This is a genomic window from Pandoraea sp. XY-2 (assembly GCF_004193915.1).
Lineage (GTDB): Bacteria > Pseudomonadota > Gammaproteobacteria > Burkholderiales > Burkholderiaceae > Pandoraea > Pandoraea cepalis.
The window spans coordinates 546,694-563,039 of the sequence record NZ_CP030849.1 but is presented as its reverse complement, the minus strand read 5'-3'; the positions used below and the strand labels follow the sequence as shown (position 1 = coordinate 563,039).

The window sequence follows — 16,346 nt, the reverse complement described above, 5'->3', positions numbered from 1 at the left end:
GGCGAGCCAGTGGCAATTCACAGATCTCTCCTGGTCGTTTATCAGTGAAGCGCGGGGACACCACCACGTTGCCCGCCGGGTTGAACCGGTTCGGCCGCATGATCGCGCGCGTCGCAGCGCCATCGGCTCGACTGGCCGACGGTCAAGGCGGCCGCCAGCGACTCGCTTGTTGCGCGAAGCGTTCCACACAGGCCATGCCCAATCGCTCGAACAAACGCCGTGGCACCCGCGCCGCTTCCATCATCTGCACGCCCACTTCGAGCGGGTCGATGCTCTCGCGGATCACAAGATCGGCTTCAGTGGCATCCAGCCCGACGGCACACAGATGCGCTCGCCACACCGGTAATTCAGGCGCAAGGAACGCGGTCATCAGGTCGGGAAGCAGCGTGTCGAGAAACGCGCGGTCCGCTGGGGATAACGACGGTATCCACTCGCTGGAAAAGCGGACAAACGCCGCCTGATGACGTCGTTCGTCGGCGCCATGTTCGCTCAGCATTGCGCGCACGGGCGGGTAGATGTCGTCACCGGCCCCCGCCTGCCGCAGCGTGCCTGTGATCAACGTCTCGGTCACCGTTGCCGCTGCGACGATGGCCATCTCGCGATGCGTTTCGGGCACCGCCTCACACAACGCCAGCACGCGCACGACACTCAGCGATGGCGTTCGCGCCAGCTCATACCCCGCCTGTTTCAACAGTTGTCCGCGGAAGCGCTCCATCATCCACGTGTGAAAGCCCTCGTCCGTGTAGATGGCGAGCAGATCGTCACGGCTGACCGACGCGATGCCAGCAATGTCGAGCATCTGCTCGATGGCGCGATTCACGATGTGTAGTTCGACACGTTCCGTTTTGTTCAGGTAATCGGCCAGACGGCGCGCACTCAACTGCTGCCGAGCCGCCTGACCGCGTTCACAGACCAGCGGATGCGTGGCATACGGCATGAGCGACAGGTTGAAGAACAGATGCTCGGGCCGCAGCGGCGGGAACGGTGCCTCCCCGCCGCCGCGGGTCACGGCGGCGACGTCTCGCCACGGCCGCTGCCCATGCTCAACCGACCCGCCATCGCCGGGCATGCACGTTTCAACGCCGCTCTCCGCATGCCGATCAGACATGCGGGGACGCCGCGGCCACAAGCGCCGGTTGATGCGCGCTCAGCGATACCAGGCTGGCCCGTTCCGGCCCCAGTCCGATGCCGGCCAGCGGCGCGCCGATTTGCCGCTCGACGAAATCGACGAAGCCATGCATGGCAGCATCCAGTTGGCCTTCGCGTCCGAGTGTGAGTGAATGCTCGGACAGTCCGGGATAGATCAGCACGTCGGGCGTGACGTCGCTGGACAACACATCGCGATGCACACGCATCGGCACGCCCTGATAAGTCGAATGGAAGTAGTGGGCCAGGCAGTCGACCTTGTTGAGGTAGACGCAGTCGACAGCGTGGGCCTTGACGACCTCTCGCAACTGCGCGAGATCGAGCATGCCGATACGACGCGGGCGCCCCGTCCCCGTGCCGTACTCGCCGGTGAGCATGCGAAGCGCAGTGCCAACGTCGAACGGATCGTTGGAGCGCAGCAGTTGCTCCGGCGAAAAGCGTACCTGCTCGTCGGTCACGCCGAGGTGAGTCTGTGACGCGTTATCGCAATATTGCGCCGAGCGCTCGCCCCCAACTCCGACGGAAACGGGCCACGCCCCACGCGCGACATGATGGCCTTCGCCACACCGATGGTCCGACGGTGATACTTCGGCGACAGATCCCCCCCACATACGCATATGCCGGCACCGTGTGGCTCGACGTGACATACGGCTGACAGCCGTCAACGACATCGAGCAACACCGACTGCGCCCCTTCGAACAACACCCTGGCGCCCTGCTTCACGCGATTCGCAAGCCATCCTCGATCGGGTTCAATGTAGGCGCGCAAGGTGTCGGCGACTTTCGGCAGACTCAACAACAGATCCGACATTTCGGCGACCCAGGGCGACGTTCCCCCTTCCGCGTTGATCATGCGCGTGAAGACGTCGCGCATCGAGGCCACGGTGTCCGCCTCGCTATTGAGCAGATCGCCGAGCATCAGATTGACGCGTTTGTCGTTGCGCACACGCAAGGCGCGATCGGCGTAGCACGGCCCGATGCCGTTACCCGTGGTACCGATCGTGCCGCCGCCGCGTCGATCCAGCGCAATGTGGTGGGGCTGCACGAGCGCGGCTCGCGCGCTGATGCGTAGCCGGCCCTCGAGCGAGACGCCCATCTCGCGGAGTTGTTCGATCTCGTCAGCCAGCTTCCACGGGTTGAGCGCGCACCCAGACCCGATGTACAGCGTGGCGTGGGGATGAAACACGCCTGACGGCAGTTGCTTGAGCGCGATGCGGCCGAAGGGTGTGTCGATGGTGTGGCCGGCGTTGGCGCCGCCATTGAATCGGGCGATCACGTCGTACCCCGCAGCGAGGGCGTCGATGATCTTCGCTTTGCCTTCGTCGCCATATTGCAGACCGACAAGGACGTCGGCGAAGCCTTCGGCGGGAGGCGAAGCGAGGTGAGCGGCGGGGAAGGAGGCGCTATAGGTAACGGAGGTCATGCGCGTTGCATATCGTGGAAAAAATGGGGGATGGGCGCCTGCTGCGCAGCCAACTGTTCATAGACCCAACGCCCGACGGCAATGTCCAGGATGCCCAGACCGAACGGCGAAAACACAATCGGTCGATCACGCACCGGCGCCTGTCCGCCACAGAGCAAATGCGGCAGCGACGTCGTGACGAAGCGCCGATGACCGGTCTCGACTTCGGCGAGATGAAGCGAGGTCATCGCCCGCAGACAATGATCGATGTCGTCGACGACGTTGTGGGACGCAAGCACGACCGCTGGCGCAAGGTCGCGAAGCGAGAGGTGCAGCACGACGGGGCAGTGAGAGAACCAGTCCGGGTCGTTCACATAGGGCGAGGGCGCCGTCGTGGTGAACACGATCACGTCCGACGCGCGAACGATACGTTCGAGCGAGGCCTCGGTACGCGCTTCGTAGCCGAGGCGCATACCGATGCGGGTGGCAAGTGTCGTGGCGTAGTCCGGGTTCAGGTCGTGCACTGTCACGTCACCGATTGGCAGTTCGGCGAGCGGCAGACACTCGGCCACGTGGCGTGCGATCACGCCGGCGCCGACAAATGCCACGCGCAGGCTTCGCGCTGAGGTCTTGGCCGTCGCCTTCGTGGCGAGCGCGTCGCTGGCGAGACACCGCAGCGCGCTGATCGCGCTCGCCGCCGTGCGCGCCGCGCTGATGAGGCTCGCTTCCATGCACGCGATCGGATAGCCCGTCGCCCCATCGTTCAGAATGAGGACGGCCGACGCGCGCGGCATGCCACGTTCGACGTTCGCGGGAAAGCTCGATATCCATTTGATGCCGGTCACCGCCTCGCCGTGATCATCGCGAAGGTGCGCAGGCAACGCGATGATGCGATTGCGTTGCGCGTCGGGAAAGCGGAGAAACTGACTCTCCGGATTGACGGTGCGCCCGGCGTGATGCGCGCGATACGCCGCTTCGACCGTTTCGAGAACGGCAGCCGTCCCCGTCCCGAGAGTCGAACTGACCTGCTCTCCGGTGAACACGCGAAATTGCGGTAGCGGTAGTGCGTTCATGGCAATGAAGGACCGACGGTATCGACGAGAGGAGACGTTCCGCATGGCGAACTTGGGCGGCCATCGATACAGGTAGCGGCCCAATCGGGGTCGTAGAGGGTGTCGAGATATTTGTCGCCCATATCGGGAGCGACGGCGACGACCGTGTCGTTGGCGGCGATCTCGCCCGACGACATTTGCACGGCACGCAACACGCTGCCCGTGGACCCGCCCGCGAGCAAACCGCGCGCGGCCAGCGTGTGGCACATGCGAAGGGTTTCGGCCTCGTCAACGTAGACGATGGCGTCCGGCGGCTCGGCCTGCGACGCCTCAGACAACGCCGGGCGGCAACTCGTGCCCAGTCCAGGGATGCGGCGAGGCCCCGGCGGGCCGCCAAACGTCACCGAACCGACGGCATCGACCGCAATGACACGGGTCGGCAGTCGATGGGCGCGTACGTAACGCAGGCAGCCCATCAATGTGCCGGTGGTGCCCGCGCCGACAAACAAGTGGTCGACGTTGCGATAGGCCGCGAAGATTTCCGGCGCCGTCCATCGATAGTGCGCACGCCAGTTGCCTGGGTTGGCGTACTGATTGACCCACACCCAACGCGGGTTACGCGCCACTTGCTCACGGATCCACGCGATGCGTGTGCCGAGATACCCCCCCTGCGCATCGCGACGTTCAACGCGCACGACGTGCGCGCCCGCCGCCTGCATGGCGCGGATCGCATGACGCGACGTGTTGGGATCCGTGACGCAAGTGAACGGGTAGCCGCGATTTGCGCACACCATCGCCAGCGCCATCCCGAGATTGCCCGAGGAAGACTCGACGATCCGCGTATTCACGTCAACGCGGCCCGCCACCTCCAGATCCTCGATGAGTTGAAGCGCGGGCTTCAGCTTGATGGAGCCCGCCGCGTTCAGACCTTCGAGCTTGAGGTGAACCGTGGCGCGACACAGGCCGTCAATCGCCGTGAAAACGGGGGAGGTCGGTCGCAGAAAGGCGCCATCGACGCGCAGCCTCTGGCGATCGCGCGTTGTTTCGCGTTGCGCAGGTTCGACCTGCGGCGACGCCGCCCACGTTTCGTGCTGGTTCCCCACCCCGACCTCCCGATGTCTCGCCCGAAGGCGATTCGATGGCGTGGCGTAGCGAAGGCAATCCGCAAGGCCCTGTGCTCATGCACGCCGTGAAGCGTCATTTAAGCGAATCGGACGTGCGCGGAACACCTGCAAGGTCGTGTAGGGCGCAGGACACGGTGGGTCGTCAGGGCGCCAGCGGGAGGTGGCGGGTCCGCGAAACGCGGCGAAACTCAGCGAGGCCGGCCGCCGCGTCCGATGTCCTGAAGGCGAACGACGGCATTGCCGGCCGCATCGGTCTTCTCGGGAATTTTCCAGGCGTGCCCGTAGACGAGTTCGAACGTCAATGCGATCGTGCCGTCCGCACCGCGCTGTCGTTCCAGCGCCGCACGCAAAGCCGCAAGACGCGCCCGCCCGGTGAGGCCCCGGCGACGCTCGGGTCGTGGATTCACGCCGAGCAACCGCACGTCGCGCAGCAACGTGTCAGGCGTTTCGAACGTCAGCGTGAGGCGCTCCATGTCCGTGACGGGGGTATCGAATCCACTCGCCACCATCATGTCGCCCAAGTCATGCATGTCCGTCGGCTCGAGGGCATGCGGCACGTCATCGACTTCCGCCCACGCCGCTCGCAACTCCCGCAGGGTGTCGGGACCATAGGCCGAAAACATCAGCAAACCGTCGTTGCCAAGCACGCGATGCCACTCGGGAATGACGCGATGCGGCTCGCGATACCAATGGAGCGCGAGGTTCGACCAGACGAGATCGAAGGTGCGCGGCGCGAACGGCAGCGCGGAGAAATCGGCCTGCACGAGGCCATAGGGCGGCGCACTGCGCAGCAGTCGGCGCCAGCCGGTTGCTGCGCCTGCCGCCGCGGCGGCCTTGACCATCGCGAGCGACGCATCGAGCCCCACGCGATATGCCTCGGGGTAACGCTCGCCGAAGCTCAGCAAATCGCCGCCCGTGCCGCATCCGGCATCGAGCACGCGGGTCGGCTTCAGCTTGATGTAATCGAGTCGGCTCGCGAGCCGCGACGCCACCTCCCGCATCAGGAAGTCGGCCTGCGGCCAGTTCGGCGCTCGGCGGTCGAACGCAGTGCGCAAAAAGCGAGCGGAGAACGCGGAGGACGGGGTCGGGGGAGCGGCGGAAGGCTTCATGGGACGGGCGAAAAGGCGAGTCGGCAGTATACTCGTTGCTAACCGAACGCATCGGGCACCGCCACGCGCCCCGTCGCACGCCGTCCCATGCCGAGCATCGACGACGTCGACCGCGCCGCCTTCCACACCACTTCATCGCCGCTATCGCCTTGCCCTTCCTCCATGCCACCTTGCAAACGCTCGCCAAGCTTGCTGGCGGGTGGCTGCGCATGGCGTTGCCCGATCACTGCGCGCTTTGCCACCGGCGCGCACCGCGGCAGATCTGTGTCGATTGCGCACACGCCTTCGATGCCGACCGGCCTGATGCGCCGCTGCGCTGTCGTCAATGTGCGGTCGCATTGCCATGGCGGCCCACTTGCGCGGACGAAACCGACTCGCAGGGCATCGGAGGTGCGACAATTTGCCGCACCCCACCCCCGCCCGTGTGCGGACAATGTCTGCGGTTACGACCCGCGTTCGATACGACACTGACCCTCGCAGACTACGTGGCACCGCTCGATACGCTGATGATTCGTCTGAAATATCAAGGCGCCCTGCCATTCGCGCGCGAGTTCGGCGAACGCCTCGGCGATGCCCTCTCGAATTGCCGAGACGAGGCTGCGCTGCTGGTGCCCGTGCCGCTGGCGCCCTCGCGACTCGCGACGCGGGGGTTCAACCAGGCGTGGGAACTCGCGCGGGTCGCGTCGCGGCGGGCGCATCTGCCCGCCAGCGCCCACGTGCTGCACCGCGAGCGAACGACCGCCGCGCAGCGACGCCTCTCGCGCGATGAACGCCGACGCAACCTGCGCGGCGCCTTCGTCGCGAGCGACCAAGTCCGTGGGCGTCGGATTGTGCTTATCGACGACGTGATGACGACGGGTGCGACGTGCGACGCCGCGGCCGCCGCCCTCAAACGCGCCGGCGCAACGCATGTGATTGCGGCAGTCGCATTGCGCACGCCGCTCACCTCATAACTCTGTCTCAACGCTCATGTTCAACGTTGTTCTCGTCAGCCCCGAAATTCCGCCGAACACCGGCAACGTCATTCGCCTGTGTGCCAATACGGGCGCGCGCCTGCACCTTATCGAACCGCTAGGCTTCCCGCTCGACGACGCGCGTATGCGCCGCGCCGGGCTCGACTATCACGAGTATGCCGAGATAAAGGTCCACCGGGATTGGGCCGCGTTTCTGAGCGCAGAAGCGCCGGATCCCACGCGCATGTTCGCGTTGACGACGCGCGGTTCGCGCCCGTTCGGCGAGCTGTCGTTCGCCGAGGGCGATTGGTTCGTGTTCGGATCGGAAACCCGCGGCCTCGCCCCGGAACTGCTCGATACATTCGCCACGACGCAGCGCGTGCGTCTGCCGATGCGCCCCGGCAATCGCAGCCTCAATCTTTCGAATACGGTTGCCGTCGTGGTCTTCGAGGCGTGGCGTCAACAGGGTTACGCCGGCGGGTCCTGACTCGCCAGTTCGGCGCGATAACGCGCCAGCATCGCACCGTCGAAACAAACGAACTCGACGTGCTCGATGCTCGGGAAATGCGGCAGCGCGTCGCGCACGGCGAAGACAGCCAGCGGCACCGCCAACTCGGGGGATAACCGTAGATACCGCAACTGATGGCCGGAAACGCTACGCTGCGACAGCCGTGCGCCGCCGCCAGACGCAAGCTCTCGCGATAGCAGCTCGCGAGCAGCGCAGGCTCATCGTTCGCGCCGCCGTGCCAGACGGGCCCCACCGCATGAATCACGTATTTCGCCTTGAGTCGAAATCCCGGTGTGAGCTTGGCCTGTCCCGTCGCGCAACCCTGCAGTTTGCGACAGGCGTCCAGCAATTCCGGGCCGGCGGCACGATGGATCGCCCCGTCGACACTGCCACCGCCCAGCAGCGATTCGTTCGCGGCATTCACGATGGCATCGACCGACGATTGCGTAATATCGCCTTCGGAGGTATGGAGATGGGCAACTGGCGACATGGGTTCGACTCCCTTGTGCGAGTGCCGACGACGGGATTCCGCCATCGGGGAAACGGCGCACCGACCCTCCTGCGAAACATCGCAGGCCGGTCATGCCGCGCCGGGCAAGACCGGACAACCGTCGCAACTTACCAGTGATGCGTCAGAGCGATGCCTCAGCCCGCAGGGGCGTCGTCCTCGCGTTCCGCGCGGGCATCGCGCCGCAGCAGGGATTCCACCGCCGCACGGGCGGGTAGCCCCTCGAACAGCGTAGCGCATACCGCGTCGGTAATTGGCATTTCAACCCCATGCGCGTGGGCCAGATCGCGCACCGCACGTGCACATCGTACGCCTTCCGCGACGTGCCCCAACGATGCCAGCACGTCGTCGAGCGACTTGCCCGACGCCAGTTGCAGACCGACGGTACGATTGCGCGACAGATCACCCGTTGCCGTCAGGATCAGATCACCCATGCCGGCCAGCCCCATGAACGTCTCGGGCTTGCCGCCCAGCGCGACGCCCAGGCGGGTCATTTCGGCCAGGCCCCGCGTGACGAGCGCCGCGCGGGCATTGAGTCCCAGACCGAGTCCGTCACTGACACCCGTGGCGATGGCGAGCACGTTCTTCACGGCGCCGCCGACCTCGACGCCGACCACGTCGTCACTCGAATAGATGCGCAGCGCGCCGAAGTGACATGCGGCGATCGTCAGCTCGCACAGCGACGGCACCGCGCTCGCAATGGTCAGCGCCGCCGGCAGTCCCTGGGCGACTTCGCGGGCGAAACTCGGCCCGGAGAGCGCGCCGCCCGCCACCTGTGGGAAGACCTCGGTAACGATCTGGTGTGGCAGCAGTCCGGTATCGGACTCGAAACCCTTGCACAGCCAGATCAGGTTGTGCGGCGCATCGGCCGCAAGCGCCATATGGCCGGCCAGTGCCCGCAGGCCGGCCACGGGCACAGCCGCTACGCACAAGGCGCGTTCACCCGTGCCATGCGTGAGCGCCGTCGCGAAGTCGGCTTCGAATCGCAGACGAGGCGACAGCGGCGAACCAGGGAGGTAGAGGGAATTTTCGTGCGAGGCGCTCAGTTGCTTCACGAGCGCCGCATCGCGCGCCCAAAGGACAACCTCATGGCGTGCCGCCATGTGACTCGCCATCGCGGTGCCCCAGGCACCTGCACCGAATACGGCAATCTTCATGAGAGAGGCCTCGACGCGAAGGCTGACGCCGGGCCGGCCGTCGCGTCGATCAAGCGCTTAGTGGGTCTGGGCGGCCGAGCCGTCGGGCATCACGATGCCCGGGGCCGGCGTTTCGCCGTTGGCCGCTTGTTGCTCAGCCAGTTGCGCCAGTCGCTGTTCGTACAGTGCCTGGAAATTCACTTCGGCCAGGTGGATCGGCTGGAAACCGGCACGGCTGATGGCATCGGCCACGTTGGCACGCAGGTACGGGTAGACGATCGTCGGGCAAGCAATGCCAATGAGGGGGTCGAGCTGTTCGACCGGCACGTTGCGAATTTCGAAGATACCGGCTTGCTTACCTTCGACCAGGAACGCGACCTTGTCCTTGATCTTGGCCGTCACGGTGGCAATCACGGCGACTTCGAAGATTTCCTCGGCCAGGCGTTCGGCGGCGACGTCCAGTTGCACTTCCACGGTCGGCATCTCTTGCTCGAGGAAGATCGCGGGCGAATTCGGCTGCTCGAGCGACAAATCTTTCAAGTAAGCGCGCTGGATGCTGAAAAACGGCTGATTCTGGTCGGACATTTTGTTTCCTTGAGATAAGACAGCCGCGCAGACACGCGGCTGGGCGCACTATTTTGCGGGCGGTATCAGGCGGCTTGCAAGAGCGGCACGAGGCCGCCGGCACGGTCGAGTGCCGACAGATCGTCGTAACCGCCGATGTGGCGCTCGTCGATGTAGATCTGCGGCACGGTGCGGCGCCCCGTGCGCGTCATCATTTCCTCGCGGCGGGCGGGTTCCTTGTCGATCAGAACCTTCTCGATTTCCTGAACGCCACGCTGACGCAGCAGTCGCTCCGCCATCTGGCAATACGGGCACACTTGCGTGCTGTACATCACGATCTTCGGCATGACTGGCGATTCCTCGATTACTTCACGACCGGCAGGCCGGCTTCCTGCCAGGTGGCAATCCCGCCCTGGAGGCTGAACGCCTCGGCGTAGCCGAGACCGCGCAGCAACGTCTGTACGCGCGCGGCGCCCTGCCCGTTCTTGCACACGATCAGGACCGGTGCGGCCTTGTTCTTGATGACCTGCCCGACCTTTTGTTCGACGTCGTCGAGCGGCAGGTTGCGCGCGGAGGGCAAGTGGCCTGCGGCGAACTCTTCGCCAGAACGCACATCGAGCACCACGGCGCCTTTACGGTTGATGAGCTGGGTCGCTTCCACAGTCGACAGACCGCGCCCGCCGCGCTTGACTACGGGCCATGCCAGCATGCCCCCAGAAACGAGGGCAATGGCGATCAGCGCGAGGTTGGTGTAATCAGTAAAGAACGTCACAAACCACCTGAAAAATATCAAAAGAATCCGATCATTATAAAATAATCCGTGATTGCGCCGACGGGTTGCGTTGCCAATCGCTGCGCCGGACGTCGGCGGCCCCTTCGCCGCGCCCCCGAACGTCTCTGAATTGCTGCCGCAAATCCCCTTGCCGGGCCTTGCTGCGCAAGGCGCGGCGTGTAGCAATGCGCTCGCCGGCTGCCCCCGCTTTCCAACTCTGACTGACGTTTTCTCATGTACAAGCTCGTTCTCATCCGCCACGGCGAATCGACGTGGAACAAGGAAAATCGCTTCACCGGCTGGGTCGACGTCGACCTGACCGAGAAGGGCGCTGCCGAAGCCATTCAGGCCGGCAAATTGCTCTCTGACGCCGGCTACACGTTCGATCTCGCCTATACGTCGGTCCTCAAGCGGGCGATCCGCACGCTCTGGCATGTGCAAGACGCCATGGACCAGATGTGGATTCCCGTCATCCATAGCTGGCGCCTGAACGAGCGTCACTACGGTGCGCTTGCCGGCCTGAACAAGGCCGAGACCGCCGCCAAGTACGGCGACGATCAGGTGCACGTCTGGCGCCGCAGCTACGACACGCCGCCGCCGCCGCTCGCCGCGGATGACGAGCGTAGTTCGTACCGCGACCCGCGTTACGCCAAGCTCAAGCGCGACGAGATTCCGCTTACGGAATGCCTGAAGGACACCGTGGCGCGCGTGCTGCCGTTGTGGAACGAGTCGATCGCCCCGGCCGTGCGGGCCGGCAAGCAGGTGCTCGTCGCCGCGCATGGCAACTCGCTGCGTGCGCTCATCAAGCATCTCGACAACATTTCGGACGACGATATCGCCGGTCTGAACATCCCGAACGGCACGCCGCTGGTGTACGAGCTGGACGCCGACCTCCAGCCGATCCGGCATTACTACCTGGGCGACGCGGAGAAGATCGCCGGCGCGCTGGCCGCCGTGGCCGCGCAAGGCAAGTCGAAGTAATCGTCGACCCTCGCCTGCGTCAATTGCCGACACCGAGCGCGCCGCCCCCTTGCGGCGTGCTCGCCCCCCGTCTGGCGCGCCGCTACGTTCCTCCCTTCCGCCGCTTTCGCCGCATTTCCCCCAACACGTCCCCCAGCACGTCCCCGCTGCCCCCTCCAGTAACGCGCCGTAACATGATTTCCCTCGCTTTCGGGCATCCTGCCCCGCGAGGTCCAATCCTCGCCAATGCTCGCTCCGCCAGCGAAAGCCCGCCGTTATCGAGCCGCGCCCCGGAAACATCCCCCACAAAGTCGCCGCAACCGGAACTTTTCGTAGAACCACTCCGGAAAACTCCCTGTCGAATGGGCAATGCCCGCCCTGCGGGCAAACGGTTATACTTCGCCAAAGTGCGCGCGCCCCTTGGCGGGCGCCCCGAAAAATCCGGAATTTCCACGCCTATATGCGCCAAACCCTCAAACACATCGGCCTGATCGTGCTGGGCCTCGCAACCGGTGCGGCTGCCACCCTCGCGTTCTCGCAGGCTTCCGCACAAACCGCTACCACGCCGTTGCCGCTCGAACAGCTCCGGCTGCTGGCCGAAGTGTTCGGTCAAATCAAGCGCGAATATGTGCAGCCGGTCGACGACAAGAAGCTCCTGACCGCAGCCATCAAGGGCATGGTGTCCAGCCTCGATCCGCATTCGTCCTATCTCGACAAGGACGAATACAAGGAGTTGCAGGAACAGACGCGTGGCCGCTTCGCCGGTCTTGGCATCGAGATCTCTCAGGAAGACGGCCTCGTGAAGGTCATCTCGCCGATCGAAGACAGCCCGGCCTTCAAGGCGGGCCTCAAGCCTGGCGACCTCATCACCCGCATCGACGACAAACCCGTGCGCGGCATGACCCTTGATCAGGCGGTCAAGCGCATGCGCGGCGCGCCCGGCAGCAAGGTCACGCTGACCATCTACCGCAAGTCGGACGAGCGCACGTTCCCGGTGTCCATCGTACGTGCTGAGATTCGCGTCCAAAGCATCAAGGGCAAGATGCTCGAGCCGGGCATCGCTTACGTGCGCATCACGAGCTTCCAGGAACGCACGGTGCCGGATCTGGCCAAGAAGCTGCAGGAGCTGGCCAAGGATCAACCGATCAAGGGTCTGGTGCTCGACCTGCGCAACAACGGTGGCGGCATTCTGCAGTCGGCCGTCGGCGTGTCGGCAGCCTTCATGAAGGAAGGTGCCACGGTCGTGACGACCAACGGCCAGATCGAAGACGCCAAGCAGAAGTACACGGCCACCTTCGACAACTACCGTCTGTCGGCGAGCCCGGAGGATCCGCTCAAGGGCGAAGCCGCCTTCTGGAAGACGGTGCCGATGGTCGTGCTGGTGAATGCCTACTCGGCGTCGGCCTCGGAGATCGTGTCCGGTGCGCTGCAGGATTCGAAGCGCGCGCTGATCATGGGCAAGACGACCTTCGGCAAGGGCTCCGTGCAGACCGTGCGTCAACTGTCGCCGGACACGGCGCTGCGTCTGACCACGGCCTACTACTACACGCCGAGCGGCCGCTCGATCCAATCCATCGGTATCACGCCGGACGTGCCGGTCGACCAGAATCCGAAGGGCGATCCGGAAGACGTGCTGGTGACGCGCGAAATCGACTACCAGAACCATCTGCGCAACACGCAGAAACCTGACGAGCAGAAGGCCATCGACGCCCGCGAAGCCCGTCGACTGGAAGAATTGCGCCGCCTCGAGGAAGAGAACGCCAAGAAGACGCCGGAAGAGCGCAAGAAGGAGCGAGACGCTCGCCTGCCGGATCTGGGCAGCGCCGACGACTTCATGCTCCAGCAGGCCGTTCACCAGCTCAAGGGCGAGCCGGTCCAACGCACGAAGTCCCGTCTGGAAGCCAATGCCGGCCCGATGCCGAAGGACGCGTCCAAGGCCGCCAGCCCTGCCGCGACGCCTGCCAAACCGTCGGACAAGAAGTAAGCATCGGCTTTACACTACAAACCGTGCCCGCGAAAGCCGGCACGGTTTTTTTATTCTTTTCCGTTTTGCGATGAACGACGACCAGTTGCTGCGTTACTCCCGCCATATCCTGCTCGACGAACTCGGTATCGAGGGTCAGGAGCGTCTGCTCGCGGCCCACGCCGTGATCGTGGGCGCAGGCGGTCTAGGCTCGCCCGCCGCGCTTTACCTCGCGGCCTCCGGCATCGGACGCATCACGCTGATCGACGACGACGACGTCGATCTCACCAACCTGCAACGCCAGATTCTTCACGACACCGGCAGCGTCGGGCGGCCCAAGGTGGTCTCCGGACGCGACCGCATTGCGCAGATCAATCCCGGCGTGGTCGTCGACGTCGTCACCGAACGGGTGAACGAAGCGCAACTCACAACGCTCGCCCGCAGCGCCACCGTGGTGCTCGATGGGTCGGACAATTTCACTACACGTCACGCCGTCAATCGGGCTTGTGTCACGGCGAGGGTGCCGCTCGTGTCCGGCGCGGCCCTGCGCTTCGACGGACAGATCAGCGTATTCGACGTGCGCGACGACGCGTCGCCGTGCTACGAATGCATCTTTCCCGCCGACGAACCCTTCCCTGAGCAGGCCTGCGCCACGATGGGGGTTCTCGCCCCGCTCGTAGGCATTATCGGCAGCATGCAGGCGGCCGAGGCGATCAAGCTCATCACGGGCATCGGGAAGCCGCTCGTTGGGCGCCTACAGATGCTCGACGCCCTCAGAATGAGCTGGCACACCATGCACTGCGCCCGCAATCCGGAGTGCAAGGTCTGCGGCCAGCGCCACTGAAGGCACAGGGTCCGGCCGACGTTGACCCGGCGTCGCACGAACACTCCAATCGCGCTCAATGCCCGGTGAGCGCGGGCGAAAAAAAGCGGGCCCCCTGCGACAGGAGACCCGCTTTTTTCGTAGTTGGGGGATGCGCGATGCCCCGGCCTGCCCGTCAGGCCGCCGCCAGGCGCGCCAGCGCCGCCTGCATCTCCTCGGGTTCAGTGGCGGCGAGCAGCTCCTGGACCGGCCGCTCCAGATCCGGCAGATGCGCCCGCAGGATCTCCTGCTTGACCTGCAGCAGTTGGCTCGGATGCATTGAAAACTCGCGCAGGCCCATGCCGAGCAACAGACGGGTCGCCGTCGGATCGCCCGCCATCTCCCCGCATACGGCCACCGGCACGCCAAACGCATGCGCTTCGCGAATGGTCATGGCGATGAGTCGCAGCACCGCCGGATGCAGCGGGTCGTATAGATGGGCGACGGCGTTGTCCGCGCGATCGATCGCGAGCGTGTATTGAATCAGGTCGTTCGTGCCAATGGACAGGAAGTCGAGCCGCTTGAGGAACATCGACACCGTGAGCGCCGCCGCCGGCACTTCGATCATCGCGCCCAGCTTCACGCCCGGGTCGTAGAGCAGGCCTGCCGCGTCGAGCTGCGCCTTCGCTTCGCGAACGAGTTCGAGTGTCTGGTCGATTTCCTGCGCATGCGCGATCATCGGGAACAAAATCTGCACCTTGCCGAACGCCGACGCACGCAAAATCGCGCGCAACTGCGTGAGGAACATGCGCGGCTCGGAGAGGCTCCACCGAATGGCCCGCAGCCCCAGAGCGGGGTTCGGCGCCGTCTCGTACGACTCATGACTGTCGAGCGGCTTGTCGGCGCCAACGTCGATGGTCCGGATCGTCAACGGCAGACCTCGCATCGATTCGACGGCGCGCTTGTACGCCTCGAACTGCGCCTCTTCCGCCGGCGCCTCCTTTTCGTTCATAAAGAGGAATTCCGTGCGGAACAGCCCCACTCCCACCGCGCCGGCGGCGACCGCCGTCGCTGCGTCCTCCGGCAATTCGATGTTGGCCAGCAACGCGATGTGGGTGCCGTCGATCGTCTGCGCGGGCGAATGCTTCAAACGCTGGAGACGGCGCTCCTCGAGCGCACGCTCGCTTTGGCGGTAGCTGTACTCCTCGAGCACGATCGGCGCCGGGTCGACGATGACGATACCGTGATCGCCGTCGATGATGATGACGTCGTCCTGCTTGATGAGCAGGCTGGCCTGCGCGACGCCGACCGCCGCCGGAATGCCCAGGCTGCGCGCGACGATGGCCGTATGCGACGTCTTGCCGCCAAGATCGGTGACGAAGCCTTTGAACGTCTGTGACTTGAATTGAAGCATGTCGGCCGGCGCGATGTCGCGGGCCACGACGATCATGTCGTCGCGTGGCGTCTCAGCCACCACATGGCGAATGCCGGGTGCACCGGCGAGCGCCTTGAGTACGCGCTCGGTCACCTGTTCGATGTCGGCGCGGCGCTCTCGCAGATACTCATCGTCGATCTCCTCGAAACGGGCGACGAGCACCTCGAGCTGGGTGGTCAGCGCCCATTCCGCGTTGTAGCGGCGCTCGCGAATCAGCCTGATGACGGCGTCGGCCAGCAGCGTGTCATTGAGGATCAGCGAGTGAACGTCCAGGAATGCGCCCATCTCGCCCGGCGCATCGTGGGGCAATTCAACCTTGAGGGTATCGAGTTCGTGCTGGACGGTCGCCTGCGCGCCGTGAAAGCGCGCGATTTCGTCGTCGACCTGGGTAGGGTCCAGCAGATAGTGCGGAACATCGAGCGTGGCCGGCGCGAGCAAGTAGGCGCGTCCGATTGCGATGCCGCGGGAAACGGGAATGCCGTGCAGGGTGAAAGACAAGGAAGTCTCCCGGTTCAGAGGCGGATGATTCGACCGAAGTCCGTGTATTTTGCCGCGTACGGGCGGCGCTCGGCACGGTGAGTCGCCATTGGGCACAGGCGCGATCGACGCTCGCGGCGCACCGCGACTCACCGCAACGGCGTGTTACTCCCCTTCGCCGAACTTGCTCGCGATGAGCGCCAGGATTTCATCCATGGCTTGTTGCTCGTCAGCGCCTTCAGTCTCCACTTCGACCGTCGCGCCAATCCCGGCAGCCAGCATCATGACGCCCATGATGCTCTTCGCGTTGATGCGCCGACCATTCCGGGTCAGCCAGACCTCACTCTGAAATTTCGCCGCCAATTGCGTCAGCTTTGCCGATGCCCGGGCATGCAAGCCCAATTTATTTACGATCGTCGTTTCTTGTCGAAGCATG

General features: G+C 64.8%; 18 protein-coding genes and 2 pseudogenes. 5 read left to right on the top strand and 15 right to left on the bottom strand.

Going from position 1 to position 16,346, the window contains the following annotated elements:
- Positions 1–142 precede the first annotated feature (142 nt).
- The 8 genes and pseudogenes from DRB87_RS02525 to DRB87_RS22950 form a co-directional block, all read right to left on the bottom strand.
- Complete coding sequence (locus DRB87_RS02525) at positions 143–1,108, bottom strand: diiron oxygenase (RefSeq protein ID WP_130024748.1); 966 nt, start codon at positions 1,106–1,108, stop codon at positions 143–145.
- Positions 1,101–1,604, bottom strand: a complete 504-nt coding sequence (locus tag DRB87_RS24095) for an adenylosuccinate synthetase (RefSeq protein WP_370363398.1) — start codon at positions 1,602–1,604, stop codon at positions 1,101–1,103. The genes DRB87_RS02525 and DRB87_RS24095 overlap by 8 nt, the downstream gene beginning before the upstream one ends.
- Positions 1,601–1,717 carry a hypothetical protein gene (locus DRB87_RS24090; RefSeq protein WP_370363919.1) on the bottom strand — a complete coding sequence of 39 codons (117 nt, stop codon included), beginning with the start codon at positions 1,715–1,717 and terminating at the stop codon, positions 1,601–1,603. Before DRB87_RS24090 ends, DRB87_RS24095 begins: the two co-directional genes overlap by 4 nt.
- A 116-nt stretch (positions 1,718–1,833) precedes the next feature.
- Positions 1,834–2,568: pseudogene (locus DRB87_RS24085) on the bottom strand (adenylosuccinate synthetase); the annotation flags it as partial.
- Positions 2,565–3,620 carry a 2,3-diaminopropionate biosynthesis protein SbnB gene (sbnB, locus tag DRB87_RS02515; RefSeq protein ID WP_130024747.1) on the bottom strand — a complete coding sequence of 352 codons (1,056 nt, stop codon included), beginning with the start codon at positions 3,618–3,620 and terminating at the stop codon, positions 2,565–2,567. The gene sbnB and the pseudogene DRB87_RS24085, both read right to left, overlap by 4 nt.
- On the bottom strand, positions 3,617–4,702 hold the full coding sequence (gene sbnA / locus DRB87_RS02510; RefSeq protein WP_130024746.1) for a 2,3-diaminopropionate biosynthesis protein SbnA: 1,086 nt from the start codon (positions 4,700–4,702) through the stop codon (positions 3,617–3,619). Before sbnA ends, sbnB begins: the two co-directional genes overlap by 4 nt.
- A gap of 209 nt (positions 4,703–4,911) precedes the next feature.
- Complete coding sequence (locus DRB87_RS02505) at positions 4,912–5,832, bottom strand: methyltransferase domain-containing protein (protein WP_130024745.1); 921 nt, start codon at positions 5,830–5,832, stop codon at positions 4,912–4,914.
- Positions 5,833–5,870: 38 nt separating this feature from the next.
- A complete protein-coding gene (locus DRB87_RS22950) occupies positions 5,871–6,074 on the bottom strand; it encodes a hypothetical protein (protein WP_165385225.1) in 204 nt (67 codons plus the stop codon).
- A gap of 243 nt (positions 6,075–6,317) precedes the next feature.
- Between DRB87_RS22950 and DRB87_RS22945 the strand changes: the two genes are divergently transcribed.
- Together DRB87_RS22945 and trmL are read left to right on the top strand one after the other, a co-directional pair.
- On the top strand, positions 6,318–6,785 hold the full coding sequence (locus DRB87_RS22945) for a ComF family protein (RefSeq protein ID WP_165385224.1): 468 nt from the start codon (positions 6,318–6,320) through the stop codon (positions 6,783–6,785).
- Between the two features lie 16 nt (positions 6,786–6,801).
- Positions 6,802–7,272, top strand: a complete 471-nt coding sequence (gene trmL, locus DRB87_RS02495) for a tRNA (uridine(34)/cytosine(34)/5-carboxymethylaminomethyluridine(34)-2'-O)-methyltransferase TrmL (protein ID WP_130024743.1) — start codon at positions 6,802–6,804, stop codon at positions 7,270–7,272.
- On the opposite strand, the pseudogene DRB87_RS02490 reads toward trmL, so the two are convergent.
- The 5 genes and pseudogenes from DRB87_RS02490 to DRB87_RS02470 form a co-directional block, all read right to left on the bottom strand.
- Positions 7,254–7,783 (bottom strand): annotated as a pseudogene (locus DRB87_RS02490) (O-acetyl-ADP-ribose deacetylase). The gene trmL and the pseudogene DRB87_RS02490 sit on opposite strands and share 19 nt — an antisense overlap.
- A 155-nt stretch (positions 7,784–7,938) precedes the next feature.
- Positions 7,939–8,958 (bottom strand): NAD(P)H-dependent glycerol-3-phosphate dehydrogenase, encoded by a 1,020-nt coding sequence (locus tag DRB87_RS02485; protein ID WP_130024742.1) that lies wholly within the window; start codon positions 8,956–8,958, stop codon positions 7,939–7,941.
- A 57-nt stretch (positions 8,959–9,015) separates the two neighbouring features.
- Positions 9,016–9,522, bottom strand: a complete 507-nt coding sequence (secB, locus tag DRB87_RS02480) for a protein-export chaperone SecB (protein WP_017232705.1) — start codon at positions 9,520–9,522, stop codon at positions 9,016–9,018.
- A gap of 65 nt (positions 9,523–9,587) precedes the next feature.
- Positions 9,588–9,848, bottom strand: a complete 261-nt coding sequence (gene grxC / locus DRB87_RS02475) for a glutaredoxin 3 (RefSeq protein ID WP_017232706.1) — start codon at positions 9,846–9,848, stop codon at positions 9,588–9,590.
- Positions 9,849–9,865: 17 nt separating this feature from the next.
- Positions 9,866–10,273: a rhodanese-like domain-containing protein gene (locus tag DRB87_RS02470; protein WP_130024741.1), complete on the bottom strand. Its 408-nt coding sequence runs from the start codon at positions 10,271–10,273 to the stop codon at positions 9,866–9,868.
- A 234-nt stretch (positions 10,274–10,507) separates the two neighbouring features.
- Between DRB87_RS02470 and gpmA the strand changes: the two genes are divergently transcribed.
- The 3 genes from gpmA to DRB87_RS02455 all read left to right on the top strand — a co-directional run bounded on the left by gpmA (position 10,508) and on the right by DRB87_RS02455 (position 14,040).
- The gene (gene gpmA, locus DRB87_RS02465) at positions 10,508–11,254 is read left to right on the top strand and encodes a 2,3-diphosphoglycerate-dependent phosphoglycerate mutase (RefSeq protein WP_130024740.1); all 747 of its coding nucleotides are present in this window, start codon (positions 10,508–10,510) and stop codon (positions 11,252–11,254) included.
- A 439-nt stretch (positions 11,255–11,693) separates the two neighbouring features.
- The gene (locus DRB87_RS02460; protein ID WP_130024739.1) at positions 11,694–13,217 is read left to right on the top strand and encodes a S41 family peptidase; all 1,524 of its coding nucleotides are present in this window, start codon (positions 11,694–11,696) and stop codon (positions 13,215–13,217) included.
- Between the two features lie 70 nt (positions 13,218–13,287).
- The gene (locus DRB87_RS02455; RefSeq protein ID WP_130024738.1) at positions 13,288–14,040 is read left to right on the top strand and encodes a molybdopterin-synthase adenylyltransferase MoeB; all 753 of its coding nucleotides are present in this window, start codon (positions 13,288–13,290) and stop codon (positions 14,038–14,040) included.
- Between the two features lie 154 nt (positions 14,041–14,194).
- Here the strand turns inward: DRB87_RS02455 and ptsP are convergent, their stop codons facing one another.
- On the bottom strand, positions 14,195–15,931 hold the full coding sequence (gene ptsP / locus DRB87_RS02450; RefSeq protein ID WP_130024737.1) for a phosphoenolpyruvate--protein phosphotransferase: 1,737 nt from the start codon (positions 15,929–15,931) through the stop codon (positions 14,195–14,197).
- A 144-nt stretch (positions 15,932–16,075) separates the two neighbouring features.
- On the bottom strand, positions 16,076–16,345 hold the full coding sequence (locus DRB87_RS02445) for an HPr family phosphocarrier protein (RefSeq protein ID WP_017232712.1): 270 nt from the start codon (positions 16,343–16,345) through the stop codon (positions 16,076–16,078).
- Position 16,346 lies beyond the last annotated feature (1 nt).